General features: G+C 62.2%; 25 protein-coding genes. 3 read left to right on the top strand and 22 right to left on the bottom strand.

The genetic code is table 11. The features are described 5' to 3' along the window. Nucleotides 1-79: 79 nt before the first annotated feature. Nucleotides 80-583 (top strand): PIN domain-containing protein, encoded by a 504-nt coding sequence (locus IHQ43_RS08305; RefSeq protein WP_192564016.1) that lies wholly within the window; start codon nucleotides 80-82, stop codon nucleotides 581-583. A gap of 52 nt (nucleotides 584-635) precedes the next feature. Here the strand turns inward: IHQ43_RS08305 and IHQ43_RS08300 are convergent, their stop codons facing one another. From IHQ43_RS08300 to ccmA, 10 genes are all read right to left on the bottom strand, one after another. Next, nucleotides 636-1,043, bottom strand: coding sequence for a hypothetical protein (locus IHQ43_RS08300; protein WP_085605822.1), 408 nt, complete (start codon nucleotides 1,041-1,043; stop codon nucleotides 636-638). A gap of 25 nt (nucleotides 1,044-1,068) precedes the next feature. Then, a complete protein-coding gene (gene ccmI / locus IHQ43_RS08295) occupies nucleotides 1,069-2,271 on the bottom strand; it encodes a c-type cytochrome biogenesis protein CcmI (RefSeq protein ID WP_007959249.1) in 1,203 nt (400 codons plus the stop codon). After that, nucleotides 2,268-2,738 carry a cytochrome c-type biogenesis protein gene (locus tag IHQ43_RS08290; RefSeq protein ID WP_011333089.1) on the bottom strand — a complete coding sequence of 157 codons (471 nt, stop codon included), beginning with the start codon at nucleotides 2,736-2,738 and terminating at the stop codon, nucleotides 2,268-2,270. The genes ccmI and IHQ43_RS08290 overlap by 4 nt, the downstream gene beginning before the upstream one ends. After that, nucleotides 2,735-3,271, bottom strand: coding sequence for a DsbE family thiol:disulfide interchange protein (locus tag IHQ43_RS08285; RefSeq protein ID WP_192564015.1), 537 nt, complete (start codon nucleotides 3,269-3,271; stop codon nucleotides 2,735-2,737). Before IHQ43_RS08285 ends, IHQ43_RS08290 begins: the two co-directional genes overlap by 4 nt. Continuing rightward, on the bottom strand, nucleotides 3,268-5,256 hold the full coding sequence (locus IHQ43_RS08280) for a heme lyase CcmF/NrfE family subunit (protein ID WP_011333087.1): 1,989 nt from the start codon (nucleotides 5,254-5,256) through the stop codon (nucleotides 3,268-3,270). Before IHQ43_RS08280 ends, IHQ43_RS08285 begins: the two co-directional genes overlap by 4 nt. A 3-nt stretch (nucleotides 5,257-5,259) precedes the next feature. After that, nucleotides 5,260-5,715: a cytochrome c maturation protein CcmE gene (ccmE, locus tag IHQ43_RS08275; protein ID WP_011333086.1), complete on the bottom strand. Its 456-nt coding sequence runs from the start codon at nucleotides 5,713-5,715 to the stop codon at nucleotides 5,260-5,262. Further along, entirely contained in the window at nucleotides 5,712-5,888 is a 177-nt protein-coding gene (gene ccmD, locus IHQ43_RS08270; RefSeq protein ID WP_011333085.1) for a heme exporter protein CcmD, read from the bottom strand. The genes ccmE and ccmD overlap by 4 nt, the downstream gene beginning before the upstream one ends. Next, on the bottom strand, nucleotides 5,885-6,640 hold the full coding sequence (locus tag IHQ43_RS08265) for a heme ABC transporter permease (protein WP_115077018.1): 756 nt from the start codon (nucleotides 6,638-6,640) through the stop codon (nucleotides 5,885-5,887). Before IHQ43_RS08265 ends, ccmD begins: the two co-directional genes overlap by 4 nt. A gap of 78 nt (nucleotides 6,641-6,718) precedes the next feature. Beyond that, the gene (gene ccmB / locus IHQ43_RS08260; RefSeq protein ID WP_007959235.1) at nucleotides 6,719-7,387 is read right to left on the bottom strand and encodes a heme exporter protein CcmB; all 669 of its coding nucleotides are present in this window, start codon (nucleotides 7,385-7,387) and stop codon (nucleotides 6,719-6,721) included. Beyond that, a complete protein-coding gene (ccmA, locus tag IHQ43_RS08255) occupies nucleotides 7,384-8,019 on the bottom strand; it encodes a cytochrome c biogenesis heme-transporting ATPase CcmA (protein WP_192564014.1) in 636 nt (211 codons plus the stop codon). Before ccmA ends, ccmB begins: the two co-directional genes overlap by 4 nt. A 199-nt stretch (nucleotides 8,020-8,218) precedes the next feature. On the opposite strand from ccmA, the gene fliK reads away from it, so the two are divergent. Together fliK and IHQ43_RS08245 are read left to right on the top strand one after the other, a co-directional pair. Continuing rightward, entirely contained in the window at nucleotides 8,219-9,793 is a 1,575-nt protein-coding gene (fliK, locus tag IHQ43_RS08250; RefSeq protein WP_192564013.1) for a flagellar hook-length control protein FliK, read from the top strand. Continuing rightward, a complete protein-coding gene (locus IHQ43_RS08245) occupies nucleotides 9,790-10,119 on the top strand; it encodes an EscU/YscU/HrcU family type III secretion system export apparatus switch protein (RefSeq protein ID WP_192564012.1) in 330 nt (109 codons plus the stop codon). Before fliK ends, IHQ43_RS08245 begins: the two co-directional genes overlap by 4 nt. Before the next feature lie 112 nt (nucleotides 10,120-10,231). On the opposite strand, the gene IHQ43_RS08240 is transcribed toward IHQ43_RS08245, so the two are convergent. From IHQ43_RS08240 to fleN, 12 genes are all read right to left on the bottom strand, one after another. Then, entirely contained in the window at nucleotides 10,232-10,624 is a 393-nt protein-coding gene (locus tag IHQ43_RS08240; protein ID WP_085605812.1) for a DUF2802 domain-containing protein, read from the bottom strand. Beyond that, complete coding sequence (locus IHQ43_RS08235) at nucleotides 10,625-11,110, bottom strand: chemotaxis protein CheW (RefSeq protein WP_007959223.1); 486 nt, start codon at nucleotides 11,108-11,110, stop codon at nucleotides 10,625-10,627. A gap of 85 nt (nucleotides 11,111-11,195) precedes the next feature. Further along, on the bottom strand, nucleotides 11,196-12,149 hold the full coding sequence (locus tag IHQ43_RS08230; protein WP_192564011.1) for a CheW domain-containing protein: 954 nt from the start codon (nucleotides 12,147-12,149) through the stop codon (nucleotides 11,196-11,198). Nucleotides 12,150-12,151: 2 nt separating this feature from the next. Beyond that, on the bottom strand, nucleotides 12,152-12,940 hold the full coding sequence (locus tag IHQ43_RS08225; protein ID WP_007959220.1) for a ParA family protein: 789 nt from the start codon (nucleotides 12,938-12,940) through the stop codon (nucleotides 12,152-12,154). A 43-nt stretch (nucleotides 12,941-12,983) separates the two neighbouring features. Beyond that, nucleotides 12,984-13,874: a flagellar motor protein MotD gene (gene motD, locus IHQ43_RS08220; protein ID WP_011333075.1), complete on the bottom strand. Its 891-nt coding sequence runs from the start codon at nucleotides 13,872-13,874 to the stop codon at nucleotides 12,984-12,986. Between the two features lie 12 nt (nucleotides 13,875-13,886). Continuing rightward, nucleotides 13,887-14,627 carry a flagellar motor protein gene (locus IHQ43_RS08215; protein WP_085683348.1) on the bottom strand — a complete coding sequence of 247 codons (741 nt, stop codon included), beginning with the start codon at nucleotides 14,625-14,627 and terminating at the stop codon, nucleotides 13,887-13,889. Next, on the bottom strand, nucleotides 14,627-15,763 hold the full coding sequence (locus IHQ43_RS08210) for a protein-glutamate methylesterase/protein-glutamine glutaminase (RefSeq protein WP_085605808.1): 1,137 nt from the start codon (nucleotides 15,761-15,763) through the stop codon (nucleotides 14,627-14,629). The genes IHQ43_RS08215 and IHQ43_RS08210 overlap by 1 nt, the downstream gene beginning before the upstream one ends. Nucleotides 15,764-15,812: 49 nt before the next feature. Next, nucleotides 15,813-18,083 (bottom strand): chemotaxis protein CheA, encoded by a 2,271-nt coding sequence (locus tag IHQ43_RS08205; RefSeq protein WP_192564010.1) that lies wholly within the window; start codon nucleotides 18,081-18,083, stop codon nucleotides 15,813-15,815. A gap of 54 nt (nucleotides 18,084-18,137) precedes the next feature. Then, the gene (locus IHQ43_RS08200) at nucleotides 18,138-18,926 is read right to left on the bottom strand and encodes a protein phosphatase CheZ (protein ID WP_007951961.1); all 789 of its coding nucleotides are present in this window, start codon (nucleotides 18,924-18,926) and stop codon (nucleotides 18,138-18,140) included. An 18-nt stretch (nucleotides 18,927-18,944) separates the two neighbouring features. Further along, entirely contained in the window at nucleotides 18,945-19,316 is a 372-nt protein-coding gene (locus IHQ43_RS08195) for a chemotaxis response regulator CheY (RefSeq protein WP_003183998.1), read from the bottom strand. 167 nt (nucleotides 19,317-19,483) lie between these two features. Beyond that, nucleotides 19,484-20,224 (bottom strand): RNA polymerase sigma factor FliA, encoded by a 741-nt coding sequence (fliA, locus tag IHQ43_RS08190; RefSeq protein ID WP_007951959.1) that lies wholly within the window; start codon nucleotides 20,222-20,224, stop codon nucleotides 19,484-19,486. Next, nucleotides 20,221-21,051, bottom strand: coding sequence for a flagellar synthesis regulator FleN (gene fleN / locus IHQ43_RS08185; RefSeq protein ID WP_003222917.1), 831 nt, complete (start codon nucleotides 21,049-21,051; stop codon nucleotides 20,221-20,223). The genes fliA and fleN overlap by 4 nt, the downstream gene beginning before the upstream one ends. Nucleotides 21,052-21,145 lie beyond the last annotated feature (94 nt).

The following is a 21,145-nucleotide window of genomic DNA, read 5'->3' as shown; positions in this document are numbered from 1 at the left end:
CATTCCTCTTTTACCGCTGCCTCGCCAATGAAAAGCCGATGCATGCGTCTTGTACCCCGCCCCCTTGAGAGACTTCCTCATGTGGCTTGCCCTCTCAGGACGATTTCGCGCGCGATGGACCCAGGAGATTCACTGCGAATGGAAACGCAATCTGCTGAAGAACCGCCCTGACCTGACGATGGAACAGCTGGATCGTACGTCCGGCCTGATGGATCAAGCGATACCCGACGCCTGTGTCCATGACTATGAAGATCTGATCGCCGGACTCACCTTGCCCGACTGCGATGATCGTCATGTTCTGGCAGCGGCCATCCGCTGCGGCGCAAGCGTGATAGTGACGTTCAACCAGAAAGACTTTCCCTGCAAAGCGCTGGAGCCTTTCGGCATCGAAGCGCAACATCCGGACGAGTTCGTCGACAACCTCTTGGGGCTTGATCCGGCAGCAGTGGTTGCAGCGGCCCAAAAGCAGCGTCGGCAGCTGAAAATGCCTGCCATGGACGTCGAACCCTTTCTTGATCTACTGCAACGACAAGGCCTGATTAAATCGGCCCAGGCACTGAGCGGCTATCACGCGATTCTTTGAAAGCTCATGACCCTACACAGCAAAACGGCGATCCAGAGATCGCCGTTTTTCTTTACTCCCCGAACTGCTTGCCCAGTCCCGCCGGTACGCCGTGGATGTTGGTTTCTTCCCACGGGCCGTTGGGGCTGATCGAGCGGCTCCAGCCGTTGTTCCAGCGGTAGTAGGTGCGCTGTCGGTAGAAGGTGTTGGTCTGGTCATCCAGCACGTACACGCCCAGTTTCTGGTCCCAGTGGCTGTTGCCGCCCGGTGGCGGGGCGAAGCTGGCGGAGGTGCGCGGGACCGGTTTGGCGGGTTTGGCCGGGATGCCCGGTTTGCTTGGCGTCGGGGTGGTCGACGGGGTCGGGCTGGGTTGTGACGGCGGGATCGGCGGCAGCCGTGTAGTCGGCTCCGGTCGTTGCACCGCACATGCGCTCAAGCCCAGGGCCAGTGTGAGGACTGTGATTCGGGCGATGGCGTTCATGGCGGTGCGTTCCTGTTGTGTCCGGCTATTTGTCCGGGCTGTCGATGGTCAGTGTCTGCGGCGCGGTGGTGCTGCTGGCCAGAGGCCCGCTGCGACCGACCCACTCACCGGCGGTCGGCTGACCGGCACGGGAGATGCGCGCAACCAGTTGGACTTCGGGGAAGTTCGACAGTTTCAACTGCGGCATCATCGCGTCGGCATCGCCCAGCTCGACGGTCACCGGCAGATCGGCGACGGTCAGGCGCTTGGCGGCCAGCGGTGCCGGTGGGCCCGAAGTGGCGCGGGCAAAAATGAACACGCTGTCGCCCGGTTGCACCTTGGCTTTGAGCTCGCTGGCCAGATCCACACGCACTTTCAACAACGCCGCCGCTTTCGCCGCTGGCGCCTGGGCAACCTTGCCGCCGCTGGCCTGCAGTTTTTCTGTAGCGCGGGTGATGCCGCCCTGCAGGGCCTCGCGGGATTTGTCCTGCGGCGGCAGTTGCGCCAGCAGACGGTTCCAGTAGTCGATGGCTTCCTGATAGCGCTCGCCTTCGAACGCGGCGATGCCCAACAGGCCGAGGCTGGTGACTTCCTTCGGATCGGCTTTCAGAGCTTCGTCGGTCAGGGCCTGAACCTTGTCCGACCATTTTTTGTTGTCGGCAAAGTATTGGGCCTGCGCCCACTGGCCGAGCAGTTCCGGCTGGCGACCGGCGAGATTGACGGCACGTTCGAACATCTTCGCCGCGTCCGCCGGGCGATCCTGGGCCATGTAGGTGCGACCGAGGAAATACACGCCTTCAGCCGAATCCGGTTGCGCCGCGACTGCACGCTCCAGACGCTGAGTCATCTCTTCCATCGACTGCGGCGCCTGGGCGAACTCGCGGGTCAGTTCGACCTTGTCGCTCGCGCCAAAGTGCAGGTACAGACCGAGGCCCAGCACCGGCACCAGTACGGCTGCCAGCAGCGGCAACGGCTTGCCCAAACGCGAAACCCGCGCCGGCGCCACACCTTCGGTATCGGCCAACAGCTCCCGCGCCGCTTCGGCACGGCCACTGTCCATTTGCGCAGCATCGAGCACGCCTTCGGCCTGCTGCGATTGCAGCTCGGCGACGCGTTCCTGATACAGGGCGACGTTGAGAGCGGTTCGATCCTCTTCACGCTGGGCGCGACGTTCGCGCAGGACGGGGATCAGCAGAAAACTCAGGGCGACCAGAAGCAACAGCCCTGCGGCAAGCCAGAAATCAATCATTCTTGGTTTTTATCCAACAGTTGGTCGAGGCGCTGACGCTCTTCAGGGGACAGCGATTGCGGCGTCTCGGCGCGTTGCCCGCGACGGCGGCGGACGATCACGGCAATCACCACGAAACCGCCCAGCAGCAGTCCCGCAGGGCCAAACCACAGCAGCGCGGTCTTGGCATTGAGCGCCGGTTTGTAGCGGACGAAATCACCGTAGCGATCGACCATGAAGTCGATGATCTGCTGATTGTCCTTGCCCTCGCCGAGCATGCGGAAAATCTCTTTGCGCAGGTCGGCAGCAATCGGTGCATTGGAGTCGGCAATGTCCTGGTTCTGGCACTTGGGGCAGCGCAGTTCCTTGGTCAGCTCGCGGAAACGCTCGCGATCGCCTTCCTTGGCAAACTCGTAGGTGTCGATGGCGGCGTGGGCCACGCCTGCCAGGCTCAAGCCCAGCACCATGGCGGCTAAAAAGCGCTTCATGGCTTGGCCTCATCGACCAGCGCCTGATACTTGGCCGCCAGTTTTTCCCGCCAGACCTGCTCGTCGATCACCCCGACGTACTTGTCGCGGATGATGCCCTTGGCGTCGATGAAGAAGGTTTCCGGCGCGCCGTACACCCCGAGGTTCAGGCCCAGGGAGCCTTCGTCGTCGCGGATGTCGAGTTGATACGGGTTGTGGAACTCGGCCAGCCACTTCAGCGCATCGGCGTTGGTGTCCTTGTAGTTGATGCCGTAGATCACCACGCCGCGCTCGGCGAGTTTGTTCAGCACCGGGTGCTCGACCCGACAGGAAATGCACCAGGTACCCCAGACGTTGACCAGTGCCGGTTTGCCGAGAATGTCAGCGCGGGTCAGGGTCCTGTCGCCCTGCACCGCCGGCAGGGAAAACTCCGGGAACGGCTTGTTGATCATCGCCGACGGCAACTCCGCCGGATCCAGGTACAGACCGCGATAAAGGAATACGGCCACCAGCAGGAAAATCGCCAATGGCACCAGCATCAACCAACGTCTCATGCAGCGGCTCCTTCCATGCCCAGCGCTTCACGCACTTTGGCTTTGACCTTGACCCGGTAACGCCGATCCAGCGCCGCCAGCAACCCACCGAAACCGGTCAACAGACCGCCGAACCAGATCCAGCGTACGAACGGCTTCACATGCACCCGCACCGCCCAGGCGCCATCGCCCAGCGGTTCGCCCAGTGCGACGTAGAGGTCGCGGGTGAAACCGGCGTCGATCCCGGCCTCGGTCATCACCGAGTTCTGCACGGTGTACAAGCGTTTTTCCGGGTGCAGCACGCTGACTTCCTGACCGTTGCGGATCACCCGGACGGTGCCCTTGTCGGAGGTGAAGTTCGGGCCTTCAAAGTGCTTGGCGCCCTCGAACACGAACTGATAACCGGCCAGGTCCATTGACTCGCCCGGTGCCAGACGCAGGTCGCGCTCGGCACTGTTCTGGCTCGACAACACCACGCCCAGCGCGCAGACGGCGATGCCGAGGTGCGCGATCTGCATGCCCCAGTAACTGCGGGTCAGGGTCGGCAGGCCTTTGATCAGGCCTTTGTGGCGGGTCTTGTCGAAGATGTCGCGCACACCGGCCAGCAACACCCAGGCCGCGAGCAGGAACGTCGCGATCACCGCCCAGTTGAAATCACCGTAAGCGACACCGGCCACCACCGCCAGCGCAACGCTGCCCAGCAGCACCGGGGTCAGCATGCTCACCAGCCATTTCACCGGGGTGTCTTTCCAGCGCACGATCACACCGACCGCCATTACCAGCATCAACAGCGCCATCAACGGAATGAACAGCGCGTTGAAGTACGGCGGGCCGACCGACAGCTTGGCGCCGCTGATCGCATCGAGAATCAGCGGATACAGCGTGCCGAGCAGGATCATCGACGCGGCCACCACCAGCACCAGGTTGTTGCCCAGCAGCAGGGTTTCCCGCGACCACAGGTTGAAGCCGACCTGGCTCTTGACCACTGGCGCACGCAGGGCAAACAGGGTCAGCGAACCACCCACCACAAACAGCAGGAAGATCAGGATGAACACGCCGCGCTCGGGATCGGAGGCAAACGCGTGTACCGAGGTCAACACGCCGGAACGCACGAGGAAAGTACCGAGCAGGCTGAGGGAGAACGCGGCAATCGCCAGCAACACCGTCCAGCTCTTGAACACGCCACGTTTTTCCGTGACCGCCAGCGAGTGAATCAGCGCCGTGCCCACCAGCCATGGCATGAACGAGGCGTTTTCCACCGGGTCCCAGAACCACCAGCCGCCCCAGCCGAGTTCGTAGTAGGCCCACCACGAACCGAGGGTGATGCCGATGCCGAGGAAGGCCCAGGCAACAATCGTCCACGGACGCGACCAGCGTGCCCACGCCGCATCGAGACGACCGCCGAGCAATGCGGCGATGGCGAAGGCGAAGGCCACCGAGAAACCGACATAACCCATGTACAGCATCGGCGGATGCACGATCAGGCCGATGTCTTGCAGCAGCGGATTGAGGTCACGACCGTCGGCCGGGATCTGCGGCAGGATCCGCGAAAACGGGTTCGAGGTGAGGATCAGGAACAGCAGGAAACCGGTGCTGATCATGCCCATCACAGCCAGTACGCGAGCGAGCATGACTTGCGGCAGTTGCCGGGAGAACACCGACACCGCAAAGGTCCAGCCGCCGAGGATCAACGCCCATAGCAGCAGCGACCCTTCGTGGGCGCCCCACACCGCGCTGAACTTGTAGTACCACGGCAGCGCGCTGTTGGAGTTCATCGCGACGTAGGCCACGGAGAAATCGTCGGTCATGAAGGCGTAGGTCAGGCAACCGAAGGCGAACAGCAAAAATGCAAACTGCCCCCACGCCGCCGGCTGGGCGAGGCCCATCCACAGACGGTCGCCGCGCCAGGCACCGAGCAACGGCACCACGGCCTGCACCAGCGCAAAACACAGCGCCAGGATCATGGCCAGATGGCCCAACTCAGGAATGAAAATGCTGGATGTCATCGATCAACCCTCCTTCGCAGGGGTTGGCGCGGATTGGCCGCTGTCCTTCAGGGCTTTGGTCACTTCCGGCGGCATGTATTTTTCGTCGTGCTTGGCCAGCACTTCATCGGCGACCACCACGCCATCGGCGTTGAGCTTGCCGAGCGCGACGATGCCCTGCCCTTCACGGAACAGGTCCGGCAGGATCCCGCGATAGGTGATGGTCACGGACTTGTTGAAGTCGGTGACCACGAATTTGACGTCCAGCGAATCCGTGGAGCGTTGCAGCGAGCCCTTCTCGACCATGCCGCCGGCGCGGATGCGGGTGTCCTGCGGCGCCTCGCCGTTGGCGATCTGGGTCGGGGTGTAAAACAGGTTGATGTTCTGCTGCAGGGCGCTCAGGGCCAGGCCGACGGCAGCGCCGACCCCGACCAGAATTGCCAGGATGATGATCAGACGCTTTTTACGCAGCGGATTCACTTGCCGTTCTCCCGGCGCAGACGACGCGCCTCTTGTTGCAGATAACGCTTGCGGGCCGCAATCGGCGCCGCCACGTTGAGGATCAGTACCGCCAGACAGATGCCGTAGGCCGACCAGACATACAGGCCGTGATGGCCCATGGCGAGGAAGTCGCCGAATGACGCGAAACTCATCGAGCGGCCTCCAGGCTGTTTTGCACTTCTTCTTTGACCCAACTGGCGCGGGCTTCGCGCTTGAGCACTTCAAGGCGCATGCGCAGCAACAGCACGGCGCCGAAGAAACAGTAGAAACCCAGCACCGTCAGCAGCAACGGCAGCCACATCTCGACGGGCATCGCCGGTTTTTCGGTGAGGGTGAAGGTCGCGCCCTGGTGCAGGGTGTTCCACCACTCCACCGAGTATTTGATGATCGGAATGTTGATCACGCCGACGATGGCCAGCACCGCGCAGGCCTTGGCGGCGCTGTCGCGGTTGCTGATGGCGTTGCCCAGGGCGATCACGCCGAAGTACAGGAACAGCAGAATCAGCATCGACGTCAGCCGCGCGTCCCAGACCCACCACGAACCCCAGGTCGGCTTGCCCCAGATCGCCCCGGTGACCAGCGCCACGGCGGTCATCCACGCGCCGATCGGTGCGGCACATTGCAGGGCGACGTCGGCCAGTTTCATCTTCCACACCAGCCCGACCACACCGCACACCGCCAGCATCACGTAGATCGACTGAGCGAGCATCGCGGCGGGTACGTGGATATAGATGATGCGAAAGCTGTTGCCTTGCTGATAGTCCGGCGGCGCGAAGGCCAGGCCCCAGATGACGCCAACGGAGATCAGCAACAACGCTGCGATGCTCAACCACGGCAGAAACTTGCTGCTGATGCCGTAGAACCACTTGGGCGAGCCGAGCTTGTGAAACCAGGTCCAGTTCATACTGTTTCCATCACGGGTGCCGCTCATCGGTGTGAGCAGTCTCAGGGTCTTTGCTGGTTAAATTTTAACCAGACCTCATTATTCGCCGACACTGATCTTCAGGCCAGCAGCTATTGCAAAGGGTGTCAGGGTTATTGCCAGGGCGGTCAGGCTACCAAGCCACAACAGATAACCAATCGCCGGCATGCCCTGCAACGCCGCCTGCAAGGCGCCACTGCCCAGGATCAACACCGGGATGTACAACGGCAGAATCAGCAGCGCCAGCAACAGGCCACCGCGTTTCAGACCGACCGTCAGCGCCGCGCCCACCGCGCCGAGCAAGCTCAGCACCGGTGTTCCCAGCAGCAACGAAAGCAGCAATACCGGCAGACACGCAGCCGGCAACCCGAGCATCAACGCCAGTAACGGCGAGAGCAAAACCAGTGCCAGCCCGGAAAAAAGCCAGTGTGCCAGCACCTTGGCCAATACCAGAAGTGGCAGGGGGTGCGGCGAAAGGACCCACTGTTCAAGGGATCCGTCTTCGAAATCACTGCGGAAAAGCCCGTCCAGCGAGAGCAGGACCGACAACAGAGCCGCCACCCAGACTAACCCCGGGGACAAGTTTTGCAATACTTGAGTTTCCGGTCCGACGGCCAGCGGGAACAGCGCGATGACGATGGCGAAGAAAATCAGCGGATTGGCCAGCTCCGCCGGGCGGCGGAACAGCAGTCGGGATTCACGGGCAACCAGCAGGCCGAACACACTCATACCGCCCAATTCCCCAGATCGATGTCGCGATAACCGGCCGGCATACGGCTCAGCGTGTGGTGCGTGGTGAGCACCACCAGGCCGCCATTCTCGCAGTGACGGGCCAGGTGTTCTTCAAGCTGTGCCACGCCCTGCTTGTCCAGCGCGGTGAACGGTTCGTCGAGAATCCACAACGGCGGGCTGTCCAGATACAACCGCGCCAGCGCCACGCGGCGCTGCTGGCCGGCGGACAGACTGTGGCAAGGAACATCCTCGAAACCGCGCAATCCAACCGCCGCCAGCGCCTGCCAGATCGCGTCGCGTTCGGCGGGTTGATGCAGGGCGCAGAGCCAGGCGAGGTTTTCTTCCGGCGTGAGCAAATCCTTGATCCCGGCGGCATGGCCGATCCACAGCAGGTTGCGCGCCAGTTCGCTGCGCTGCTCGCCCAGCGGTTTGCCGTTGAGCAGCACCTGACCGTCGGTCGGCTGCATCAGGCCGGCCAGCAAACGCAGCAGGCTGGTCTTGCCGCTGCCGTTGGGACCGCTGATCTGCACCATATCGCCACTGGCCAGTCTCAATTCGAGATTGTCGAAGAGCAGTCTGAGATCGCGCTCACAGGCGAGGCCGACGGTTTGCAGGACAGGGCTGGTCAAGGGTTCACGGGCCTTATACGGTTCAAGTCGGCTCTGGGGCGGCCGTTAAAGAGTTGCAGCATAAATGCAATGACGACTCAATCCAGAGAGCTGGGTCAAACAATTGCTATGTTTTTTTTGAACGAACGGAAGGACGGGCGGCATTATACATGGCGTCCCCTGCTCTCCCGAGTGCATTTTCCTCAGGTTGTGTCCGCGTATGACAGGCGAAATGAACATCCTCCCGCTCCCGCCCACCACCCCGGCGACCATTCGCCCGCAGGTGGGTGAGCTGCTGAAGTTGCTGACGCCGGTCGACGGGCTGATTGCCGCCGGCCAGAGCGCCAAGGCCGAGGTGTTGTCGCTCAAGCAGGCGGATCAGACCTTTGAGTTGCTGCTCAAGGTGACGCTGGACAGCGGCCGTCAGACCACCGTGCAAGCGACCAGCAATCTGCCGCTGCCTCAGGGCACCAGCCTGGCGATCACCCAGCCGTCGGCGGGCAATCTGGCGATCACCGTGCAACAGGCCATCGCCAGCAGCGTCGCCACCCTCACCCGCATCGACACCGCGCAACTGCCGGTCGGCACGCTGCTGCAAGGCAAGGTGCTGACGGCTCAGGCCTTGCCGCAGGTGCCGGGGCAACCGACGGTGTTCCGCTCGATGGTCAGCCTGCTCAACACCGCGTTGAGCGGCAGCACCCTGAGCATCGACAGCCCGCAACCGCTGCGCATCGGCACCTTGCTGTCGGCGCTGGTGCAGGACTCGCAGACCTTGAAGTTCCTGCCGCTGAGCAATCGCCAGGAACAATTGGCGGTCAGCCAGCAGTTGGTCAGTCAGCAAAGCCGTCAGGGCTCGCTCGACGGCTTGCTGAAAATGCTCCAGAGCCTGCCCCCCGCCACCGATCAGACGTCCCAGGACTTGCGCGCCGCCGTGGACAAACTGCTCGCCAACCTGCCGGACGTGCAGCAGTTGAGCACCCCAAAAGGTCTGGCCCAGGCGCTGGCCAACAGCGGCGTGTTCCTTGAGACCAAACTGCTGACCGGGCAAAACCCGACGCTGGCCCCGGACATGAAAGCCGATCTGCTCAAGCTGATCGCCCAGCTCACCCCCGGCCTGCCCGGCAACACCAATCTGAATGCGATCATCGCCGCCAACACCCTGGCCCAGGCGCTGCCTAGCTTCGTGCGCAACGCCCTCGGCATGCTCGGTCAGGTCAGCGCGAAACCGGTGCCGAGCAGTTTCCCGCTGCCCGACCGGTTGTTGCAAAGTCTGGAAGGCGAAGGCGATCTGGAACATTTGCTGCGCCTCGCCGCAGCCGCCGTGTCGCGCCTGCAAAGTCATCAACTGTCGAGTCTGGAACAGACCGGCGTCACCGACGACGGCCGTCTGCTCAGCACCTGGCAACTGGAAATCCCGATGCGCAATATGCAGGACATCGTGCCGTTGCAGGTCAAGTTCCAGCGCGAAGAAGCGCCGGAAAAACAGGAAGCGAACGAGCAGCGCCGAGATGAGCGCGAACCGAAGCAGCAACTGTGGCGCGTCGATCTGGCGTTCGACATGGAACCGCTGGGGCCGATGCAGATTCAGGCACAGTTGATCAGCGGCAGCCTGTCCAGCCAGTTGTGGGCCGAGCGGCCGTACACCGCGAGCCTGATCGAAAGCAACCTGACCGCACTGCGTCAGCGCCTGCTGGATTCCGGGCTGAACGTCGGCGACCTCGACTGCCACCTCGGCACCCCGCCGCAAGGCATCCAAACCCGCCTCGAACACCGCTGGGTCGACGAAACCGCATGAATGACACCACCGCTCCACGCCAGGCCATCGCCCTCAAATACGACGGCAACCACGCCCCGACCCTCACCGCCAAGGGCGACGAAGCACTGGCCGAAGAAATCCTGCGGATCGCCCGCGACTGTGAAGTGCCGATCTACGAAAACGCCGAGCTGGTGAAGTTGCTGGCGCGGATGGAACTGGGTGACAGCATCCCTGAAGAGCTGTACCGCACGATCGCCGAGATCATCGCGTTCGCCTGGAACCTCAAGGGCAAGTTCCCGGCGGGACACAACCCGGATGCACCGATGGTCGAGAAAGACATTACCGGGCGCGGCGACGATTACTGAGACTTCAAAGACGCCTTCGCGAGCAAGCTCGCTCCCACATTGGTTCGGCGTACACCGATCTAATGTGGGAGCGAGCTTGCTCGCGAATAGGCCATCAGCTTGAGCGCAAAAATCAGTTCTTGTGCAGCTTGCGCATCAACTCCGCCTCAGCCTGGGTCAACCCGCAGGACTGGGTCAGCTCATCGACGCTCGCGCCCATCCCCACCAGTTTCGCCGCCTGGGCGAATGACAGGCTGGAAGGATCGCGCTGTTCGAGCTGGGCGAGCTTGTCCGGGATCGGGCCCACGACCGAGCGCAGCTCGTGCAGGGCTTCGCCCATGCGCACGTTGCCGTTCTGGTAATCGTCGACACGCTTGGCCAGGTCCTTGATGCGCTGGTCACGCAGCGCATCGCCCTGGGCCTGTTGCGCAGCGATCACGCGCTGCGCCTTGATGTACGCCAGAAACATTGCCAGCGTGCCTGCCCAGAACAGGAACAGGACAATGACCGCTACCTCGAGAATCAATCAGATGTTCTCCAGTTCCGACCATTCTTCTTCGCTCATCATCTTGTCCAGCTCGACCAGGATCAGCAACTCGTTGTTCTTGTTGCACACGCCCTGGATGAACTTGGCCGACTCTTCGTTACCGACGTTCGGAGCGGTCTCGATTTCCGACTGACGCAGGTAAACCACTTCAGCCACGCTGTCGACCATGATGCCAACCACTTGCTTGTCGGCCTCGATGATGACGATACGGGTGTTGTCGCTGATCTCACCGCTCATCAGGCCGAAGCGCTGACGGGTATCGATCACGGTCACCACGTTGCCGCGCAGGTTGATGATGCCCAGCACGTAGCTTGGCGCACCCGGAACCGGAGCGATCTCGGTGTAGCGCAGGACTTCCTGAACGCGCATCACGTTGATGCCGTAGGTTTCGTTGTCCAGCTTGAAGGTCACCCATTGCAGGATCGGATCTTCGGAACCCTTTGCCGCCGTAGCCTTGTCGTTCATACCCTAGCCCCTCGAAAAACCGCGCCTGGCGGTGTGTGTTCTGTGCGCCGGCTTCAAGGGCCAGCGCCTGTCTGTTATGTAAGCGTTATGTCGGTTTGTGGTTCGGCTTACTGCCGGACATGTGCTTTGCCCCACCGCTGGCGATCAACTCGGCCAGTGCGGAGACATCGAGCAAGGCGCACATGTGTTCAATCACCGTGCCGGCGAGCCATGGCCGCTGACCCCGGTGACTTCTCCATTTGATTTCATTCGGGTCCAGGCGCAACGAGCGACTGACCTGATGCACTGCCAGGCCCCACTCGTAACCCTGCACCGAAATCACGTATTGCAGGCCCTGACGGAAATCATCGCGGTAGCGATCCGGCATGACCCAGCGTGCGGTGTCCAGCACCTTCAGATTCCCGGCCTGACTTGGCAGGATGCCGAGGAACCATTCCGGCTGACCGAACAGCGGCGTCAGCTCATGGCCGGCCAGCGAATAGATCGAGCCCAGGCACACCAGCGGCACCGCCAGCGTCAGCCCGGCCACGTCGAACAACAGGCATTCGAACGCTTCCGAAGCCCAGGCCGGACGACCGTCGGTTTCCACCGGTGGCGGCGTATTGCTTGGAGGCAGATGCACTTCCACCAGCGGCGCAACCAGGGTCGGTTCGACCGGAGCTGGCGCAGGCGCTTCAGGTTCTGGCTCTGGTGCCGCCGGAACCGGAGGCGTTTGCAGAAGTCGGGTTTGCAGCAGCGGTGCCAGCGTCGAGACCACGCGCACCGGCTCAGGCTCTTTGATCAACGTCGCAGGCGCCTTCGCCACCACAGCGGCAGGCGCTGCAACCGGGGCGACCGGCCGGGCGGCTTTTTGCGCATCCCGGGCCTGTTCTTCAAGCACGGCGGCCTGGAACTCATCGAGCGCCGCAGCGTTCTCGACCACCTCGACCGGCGCTGCGATTTCCTGCTCGACCTCGTCCGACACTTCCTGCAGCAAGCCGTCCAGATAGGACTGCAGCGCCAGTTGCGGCTTCGACGTCAGCTTGATCGGCCGATTCATGCTCAAGCCACCTGCGGAACGAGTTGCTGCGCCAGCAGATGCTTGAGCAGCGCGCGGTAAGCCAGCACGCCACGACTCTTGCCGTCGAACTGCGAAGGAGTGACACCGGCACGACTGGCGTCGCGCAGACGGGTATCGACCGGGATGTATCCCTGCCAGATCTCGTCGGGGAATTTGTCGCGCAGCACGCGCAAGGTGCCCATCGACGCCTGGGTGCGGCGGTCGAACAGGGTCGGCACGATGCTGAACGGCAGTGCCTGTTTGCGCGAGCGGTTGATCATCGCCAGGGTGTTGACCATGCGCTCCAGGCCTTTGACGGCCAGGTGCTCGGTCTGCACCGGGATCACCAGTTGCTGGCTCGCGGCCAGGGCGTTGACCATCAGCACGCCGAGCAACGGCGGGCTGTCGATGATCGCGTAATCGAAGTCCTGCCACAGTTGCGCCAGACTCTTGGCGATCACCAGACCCAGGCCACTCTGCCCCGGCGACTGGCGCTCGAGGGTGGCCAGCGCAGTGCTCGACGGCAACAGGGAAATGCGTTCATCGCTGGTCGACAGCAGCAACTGGCCCGGCAGGCCTTGCGGCACACTGCCCTTGTGCAGAAACAGGTCGTAATTGCTGTGTTCCAGGCTGTCGGGGTCGTAACCGAAATAGCTGGTCATCGAGCCGTGCGGGTCGAGATCGACCACGACCACGCGCTTGCCCGCCTCTGCCAGCAAACCGGCTAAAGCGATGGAAGAAGTGGTTTTACCAACACCACCCTTTTGATTGGCGACTGCCCAGACTCTCATTCAGATCGTTCCTCCCGGCCGGGATACTCGGCCGAGACATGGTTCAGCGTATTAATGCGGGCGACGGAGAATTGACGGCACTCTCGCGTCCCGGCGTCTTGACCGGGGTCGGTGCAGTTTGTGTGCCAGCACGCTTCAACGCGGCATCCGGTTGCGCGTGGGCGGTTCCGGTGCCGGTCAGGCTGCGGCGCACATCAAGATTGCGCGACACCACCAGCACCACACGACGGTTTTTCGCCCGGCCTTCGGCGGTGGCATTGTTGGCCACCGGCTGGAATTCGCCGTAACCCACCGAAGCCAGGCGGCCAGGGTTGACGCCCTGCATCGCCAGCATGCGCACGATGCTCGCCGAACGCGCCGAGGACAGTTCCCAGTTGGTCGGGTACTGCGCGGTGCGGATCGGTTGATCGTCGGTGAAGCCTTCGACGTGGATCGGGTTGTCGAACGGTTTGAGGATCGCTGCGACCTTGTCGATGATGTTGAACGCGATGTCGCTCGGCATCGCATCACCGCTGCCGAACAACAGGCTGGAGTTGAGTTCGATCTCGACCCACAGCTCGTTGCCGCGCACGGTCATCTGGTTCGAGGAGATCAGATCGCCGAACGCGGCGCTGATGTCATCGGCAATGCTTTTCAGCGGATCACTGGCCCCGGCGATGCCGGCGTCGACCTGTTCGGCGTCCTTGACCAGCGGCTTGGCCGGGGTCACGGTCTTCGGTCGTTCTTCACCGATCGGGATCGGCTTGAGCGCGCGGTCGGAGTCGGTGAAGACCCCGATCAGCGCTTCGGAGATGATCTTGTACTTGCCTTCGTTGATCGACGAGATGGAGTACATCACCACGAAAAAGGCAAAGAGCAAGGTGATGAAGTCGGCATAGGAAACCAGCCAGCGTTCATGGTTTACGTGCTCTTCATGCTGGCGACGACGTGCCATGAGGTCAGTCCCTTAATCCATGAAGCCCTGGAGCTTCAACTCGATGGAGCGTGGGTTTTCACCTTCAGCGATCGACAAGATCCCTTCCAACAACATTTCGCGATAACGCGACTGCCGCAACGCAATTGACTTGAGCTTGGCGGCCACCGGCAGCAACACCAGGTTGGCACTGGCCACACCGTAGATGGTGGCGACGAACGCGACCGCAATCCCGTTACCCAGTTGCGACGGATCGGCCAGGTTGCCCATCACGTGGATCAGGCCCATCACCGCACCGATGATGCCGATGGTCGGCGCGTAGCCGCCCATGCTTTCAAACACTTTGGCGGCCTCGATGTCGCGGGCTTCCTGGGTGTAGAAATCCACTTCGAGGATGCTGCGGATCGCTTCCGGCTCGGCGCCGTCGACCAGCAGTTGCAGGCCCTTGCGCGAGTAGGCGTCAGGTTCGGCATCCGCCACGCCTTCCAGACCCAGCAGACCTTCCTTGCGGGCGGTGAGGCTCCAGTTGACCACGCGGTCGATGCCGCCGGCCAGATCCACACGCGGCGGGAAAAAGATCCAGGCCAGAATCTGCATGGCGCGCTTGAACGCGCTCATCGGTGATTGCAGCAGCGCGGCACCGATGGTGCCGCCGAGCACGATCAGCGCCGCCGGGCCGTTGGCCAGCGCGCCGAGGTGACCACCTTCAAGGTAGTTGCCGCCGATGATGGCGACGAACGCCATGATGATCCCGATAAGGCTTAGAACATCCATCAGACGCATGCCTCGACAATGTGCTTGCCGATATCGTCCAGGCTGTACACCGCGTCGGCGAGGTCAGCTTTGACGATGGCCATCGGCATGCCGTAGATCACGCAACTGGCTTCGTCCTGAGCCCAGACCGTGCTGCCGCCCTGCTTGAGCAGGCGTGCGCCTTCACGGCCGTCGGCGCCCATGCCGGTCAGTACGACCGCCAGAACTTTGTCGCTGTAGGATTTGGCTGCAGAACCGAAGGTGATGTCCACGCACGGCTTGTAGTTCAGACGCTCGTCGCCCGGCAGGATTTTCACCGCGCCACGGCCATCGATCATCATCTGCTTGCCACCCGGTGCCAGCAGCGCCAGGCCCGGACGCAGGATGTCGCCATCCTCGGCTTCCTTGACGCTGATGCGGCACAGCTTGTCCAGACGCTCGGCAAAGGCCTTGGTGAAGGCCGCCGGCATGTGCTGGATCAGCACGATCGGCGCCGGGAAGCTGGCCGGCAACTGGGTCAGAACCCGTTGCAGCGCGACCGGGCCGCCGGTCGACGTACCAATCGCCACGAGCTTGTAGTTTTTGCGTTTCGGGGCCGGCGACGAAGCGCTGGCCGCTGGCGCGCGAGTCGGTGCAGGCGCAGGGGCCGGACGGGCCGGTGCACTGTGGCTGCCAAAGCTCGACGGCGCCGCTGCCGGAGTCGGCGCAGGTGCAGGTGCAGCGGCAGGCGCCGGCGCACTGTAGGCACTGAAACGACGGTTGCTGCGCGAGATGCTGTGAACCTTCTCGCACAGCAGTTGCTTGACCTTCTCCGGATTGCGGGAGATGTCTTCGAAATTCTTCGGCAGGAAATCCACCGCACCGGCATCCAGCGCATCCAGGGTGACCCGGGCGCCTTCGTGCGTCAGCGAGGAGAACATCAACACCGGCGTCGGGCAGCGCTGCATGATGTGCCGCACGGCCGTGATGCCATCCATCATCGGCATCTCGTAGTCCATGGTGATCACGTCCGGCTTGAGGGCCAGGGCCTGATCGATCGCCTCTTTACCGTTGGTTGCCGTGCCGACAACCTGGATGCTCGGATCCGCTGAAAGAATTTCCGAGACGCGGCGGCGGAAAAAACCCGAATCGTCCACCACCAGGACTTTGACTGCCATAAACACTCCATTAGGTGCGGCGGGACGCTGTCGCCCCGCCGCCCCGGATTCAAATACGCCGTGCGGCGTAACGCTTGAGCATGCTCGGAACATCGAGAATCAGTGCAATGCGGCCGTCACCGGTGATGGTGGCGCCGGACATGCCCGGAGTTCCCTGGAGCATCTTGCCCAATGGCTTGATGACCACTTCTTCCTGGCCGACCAGTTGATCGACGACGAAGCCGATCCGCTGGGTGCCCACCGAAAGGATCACCACATGGCCTTCGCGCTGCTCTTCGTGAGCGGCGGAGCTGACCAGCCAGCGCTTGAGGTAGAACAATGGCAGCGCCTTGTCCCGCACGATCACCACTTCCTGGCCATCCACCACGTTGGTGGTCGACAGGTCGAGGTGGAAGATTTCGTTGACGTTCACCAGCGGGAACGCGAACGCCTGGTTGCCGAGCATCACCATCAGGGTCGGCATGATCGCCAGGGTCAGCGGCACCTTGATGACGATTTTCGAGCCGGCGCCCTTGGTCGAGTAGATGTTGATCGAACCGTTGAGCTGGGAAATCTTGGTCTTCACCACGTCCATGCCGACACCACGGCCGGACACGTCGGAGATCTCGGTCTTGGTCGAGAAACCCGGGGCGAAAATCAGGTTGTAGCACTCGGTGTCGCTCAAGCGATCGGCAGCATCCTTGTCCATCACACCGCGTTTCACGGCGATGGCGCGCAGGACGTTCGGGTCCATGCCTTTGCCGTCGTCGGAGATCGACAGCAGGATGTGGTCGCCTTCCTGCTCGGCGGCCAGGATCACCTTGCCGCCACGGGCCTTGCCCGAAGCTTCGCGTTCTTCCGGCGACTCGATGCCGTGGTCGACCGCGTTGCGCACCAAGTGGACCAGCGGGTCGGCCAGTGCCTCGACGAGGTTCTTGTCGAGGTCGGTCTCTTCGCCCACCAGTTCCAGGTTGATCTCTTTCTTCAGCTGACGTGCCAGGTCGCGAACCAGGCGCGGGAAGCGGCCGAAGACTTTCTTGATCGGCTGCATCCGGGTCTTCATCACCGCGGTCTGCAAGTCGGCGGTGACCACGTCGAGGTTCGACACGGCCTTCTGCATCGACTCGTCGCCGCTGTTCAGGCCCAGGCGCACCAGACGGTTACGCACCAGCACCAGCTCGCCGACCATGTTCATGATTTCGTCGAGACGCGCGGTGTCCACACGGACGGTGGTCTCGGCTTCGCTCGCCGGTTTTTCCGGTGGCGGCGTCGCTGGAGCACGGGCCGGAGCCGGTGCTGCGGCGGCAGCCGGTTTGGCCGGTTCGGCTTTCGGTTCAGGCGCTTTTGCAGCAGGTTTTGCCGCAGCGGCCGGGGCCTTGGCGGCAGGCGCTGCAACAGCAGAAGCATTGCCGGCCGTCACGACGGCACCGGTGGCGACGTCAGTGAACTTGCCTTTGCCATGCAGATCGTCGAGCAGCGATTCGAACTCGTGATCGGTGATCAGATCGCTACCGGCCGCCGCCGCTGCCGGAGCAGCCGATGCAGGCACCGAAGCAATCGCCGATTCCAGCGCATCGACGGCAAAGTTGCCCTTGCCGTGCAGCTGATCGAGCAAGGCTTCGAATTCGTCGTCGGTGATGTCCGAGCTGTCGCCCGCCGCTGGAGCAGCTGGCGCAGCGGCTGCCGGTGCCACGGCGTCGGCCGCGAACTGGCCCTTGCCGTGCAACTGGTCGAGCAGCGACTCGAACTCGGCGTCGGTGATTTCATCGCTGGCCGCTTCGTCGGAAGCCGGCGCAGCGGCAGCCGCCGGGGCCTCGGCTTCGGCCTTGACGGCGTTCAGCGAGTCCAGCAACTGTTCAAATTCGTTATCGGTGATATCCCCCGATTCGCCTTCGACGACCAGTTCTTCGATCATCTCGGCCACAGGCGAAGCCGGGGCTTCATCCGCCGATTGCGGTTCGGCCAGACGCGCCAGGGCAGCCAGCAGTTCCGGGGTGGCGGCGGTAATCGGGCTGCGATCGCGGACTTCGCTGAACATGCTGTTCACCGCGTCCAGCGCTTCGAGCACCACGTCCATCAGTTCTGCATCTACGCGACGCTCACCCTTGCGCAGGATGTCGAACACGTTTTCGGCGATGTGACAGCACTCCACCAGCTCGTTGAGCTGAAGGAAGCCGGCGCCCCCTTTTACAGTGTGGAAACCGCGAAAAATTGCGTTGAGCAGATCTGCGTCATCCGGGCGGCTTTCCAGCTCGACCAGTTGTTCGGACAGTTGCTCAAGAATCTCGCCGGCCTCAACCAGGAAATCCTGAAGGATCTCTTCATCGGCGCCGAAGCTCATTAATGGGGTGCTCCTACAGGTCTAAAAACCCAAAAAACCTAAAATTCCAAAACTCTAGAATCCAAGGCTGGATAACAAATCGTCCACATCGTCCTGACCGGACACAACGTCTTCTCGTTTATCGGCATGAATCTGCGGACCTTCACCCTGCGAGAGATGTTTTTGTGGATCTTTTTCAGCGAGCATTGCCGCACGGTCATGTTCGATGCCCGCAAAGCGGTCCACCTGGCTGGCCATGAGCACGAGCTTGAGCAGGTTGCTTTCGACTTCGGTGACCAATTGGGTCACGCGCTTGATCACCTGACCGGTGAGGTCCTGGTAATCCTGGGCGAGCAGAATGTCGTTCAGATTGCTCGACACCGCGCGGTTGTCCGCGCTGCTGCGTGCCAGAAAACCGTCGACCCGGCGCGCCAGCTCACGGAACTCTTCAGCCCCGACCTCACGGCGCATGAAGCGGCCCCAATCGGCGCTCAAGGCCTGGGCCTCGTCAGCCAGGCCATTGACCACAGGGGTCGCGCTTTCCACCAGATCCATGGTGCGGTTGGCAGCAGCTTCGGTCAGTTTGACCACGTAGCCCAGGCGTTCGGTGGCGTCGGTGATTTGCGACACTTCCTCGGCCTGCGGCATGTGCGGATCGATCTGGAAATTGACGATCGCACTGTGCAGTTCACGCGTGAGCTTGCCCACTTCCTGGTACAGGCCACGGTCACGGGTCTGATTGAGCTCATGGATCAGTTGCACAGCGTCGCCGAACCTGCCCTTTTCAAGGCTTTCGACCAGTTCGACCGCGTGTTTTTTCAGGGTCGACTCGAAGTCGCCCTGTGAAGATTCTTTATGCTCCATAGCTCCCCCGCGCGTTCATCAGCCGATGCGTTCGAAAATCTTCTCGATTTTTTCTTTCAACGCCTGAGCCGTGAAAGGTTTGACCACATAGCCGTTCACGCCGGCCTGGGCCGCTTCGATGATCTGCTCGCGCTTGGCTTCAGCGGTCACCATCAGCACCGGCAGGTGCTTGAGCTTTTCATCGGCGCGCACGTGGCGCAGCAGGTCGATACCGGTCATGCCGGGCATGTTCCAGTCGGTCACCAGAAAGTCGATGCTGCCGCTGTTGAGCACCGGAATGGCGGTGGTGCCATCGTCGGCTTCAACGGTGTTGGTGAACCCAAGGTCACGCAACAGGTTCTTGATGATCCGCCGCATCGTTGAGAAGTCATCAACGATGAGGATTTTCATGTCTTTGTTCAATTCGACCTCCAAGCAGTCTTAAACGCGTCCAGCACCTGGACGCGCCATTTCAATCAATCCGGCAAAACACTCGATGACTGTCTGGAGCACAACAGAGCAAGACCGGTGCCGTTCACCACCGCACCAGCCTCGTTCGCAGTGTCCCCACACTGCCTTCAGCGCGCTCGCCACTCCCCCAAACGCCCCCGCAAGCGGGCCGCGCACTGGCTGTGTAACTGGCTGACCCGCGATTCACTGACGCCAAGGACTTCACCGATCTCCTTGAGGTTCAGCTCTTCGTCGTAGTACAGCGCCAACACCAGTCGCTCACGCTCCGGCAAATTGGCAATCGCGTCCGCCAGCGCAGCCTGGAAACGCTCGTCTTCCAGATCGCGCGACGGCTCCAGATGAGCACTGGCGCCATCCTCGTGCAGCCCTTCGTGTTCGCCGTCCTGCAACAGGTCGTCGAAACTGAACAGCCGGCTGCCCAGGGTGTCGTTCAAAATCCCGTAGTAATCGTCGAGACTCAATTGGAGTTCGGCCGCAACTTCGTGATCTTTAGCGTCACGGCCGGTTTTAGCTTCAATCGAGCGAATCGCGTCGCTGACCATACGGGTGTTGCGGTGAACCGAGCGCGGAGCCCAGTCCCCTTTACGGACTTCGTCGAGCATCGCACCACGGATCCGGATACCCGCGTACGTTTCAAAACTGGCGCCCTTGCTGGCGTCGTATTTGGTCGAGACTTCGAGCAGACCGATCATCCCGGCCTGGATCAGGTCTTCGACCTGCACACTGGCCGGCAATCGCGCCAGCAAGTGGTAGGCGATGCGTTTGACCAGTGGCGCGTAACGCTCGATCAGCTCGTACTGCGCGTCACGCGCCGACTTTTTGTAAAGGTTCATACCGCTGGCGGTCATAGCACAGGTCCTGCCGTTTGCTGCACGAGGCGCTCGACGAAAAATTCGAGGTGGCCACGCGGGTTGGCGGGCAGCGGCCAGGTGTCGACCTTCTGTGCGATCGCCTTGAACGCCAGTGCGCACTTGGAACGCGGGAAGGCTTCATAGACCGCACGCTGCTTCTGCACCGCCTTGCGCACGCTTTCGTCGTAGGGCACCGCGCCGACGTATTGTAGGGCGACGTCGAGGAAGCGATCCGTGACCTTGGTCAACTTGGCGAACAGATTGCGACCTTCCTGCGGGCTCTGCGCCATGTTGGCCAGGACGCGGAAGCGGTTCATGCCGTAATCGCGGTTGAGCAGCTTGATCAGCGCGTAGGCGTCGGTGATCGAGGTCGGCTCGTCGCAGACCACCAGCAAAACTTCCTGGGCTGCGCGAACAAAACTGACTACCGAGTCACCAATACCCGCAGCGGTGTCGATCACCAGTACGTCGAGATTGTCGCCGATGTCACTGAAGGCCTGAATCAGGCCGGCATGCTGGGCCGGGCTCAGGTGAACCATGCTCTGGGTGCCGGAAGCGGCCGGCACGATGCGGATCCCGCCGGGGCCTTGCAACAGCACGTCGCGCAGCTCGCAGCGGCCTTCGATCACGTCGGCCAGGGTGCGTTTGGGTGTGAGGCCCAGCAGAACGTCGACGTTCGCCAGCCCCAGGTCGGCGTCCAGCAGCATGACCCGACGGCCAAGCTCTGCCAGGGCCAGGGACAAGTTCACTGACACATTAGTCTTGCCGACGCCACCTTTGCCGCCGGTCACCGCGATCACCTGTACGGGATGCATGCTGCCCATGTTATTTCTTTACCTTGTCTTGCATAGACGGAGGCCACATTACTGGCTGCGCGTTCACAACCGGAACAATGCATGGCAGACCATCGATGTAGGT

It is taken from the genome of Pseudomonas gozinkensis (assembly GCF_014863585.1).
In the GTDB taxonomy this organism is placed as follows: Bacteria; Pseudomonadota; Gammaproteobacteria; order Pseudomonadales; family Pseudomonadaceae; genus Aquipseudomonas; species Aquipseudomonas gozinkensis.
The sequence above is the reverse complement of the archived record's forward strand: the minus strand, read 5'-3'. Positions and strand labels throughout refer to the sequence as shown.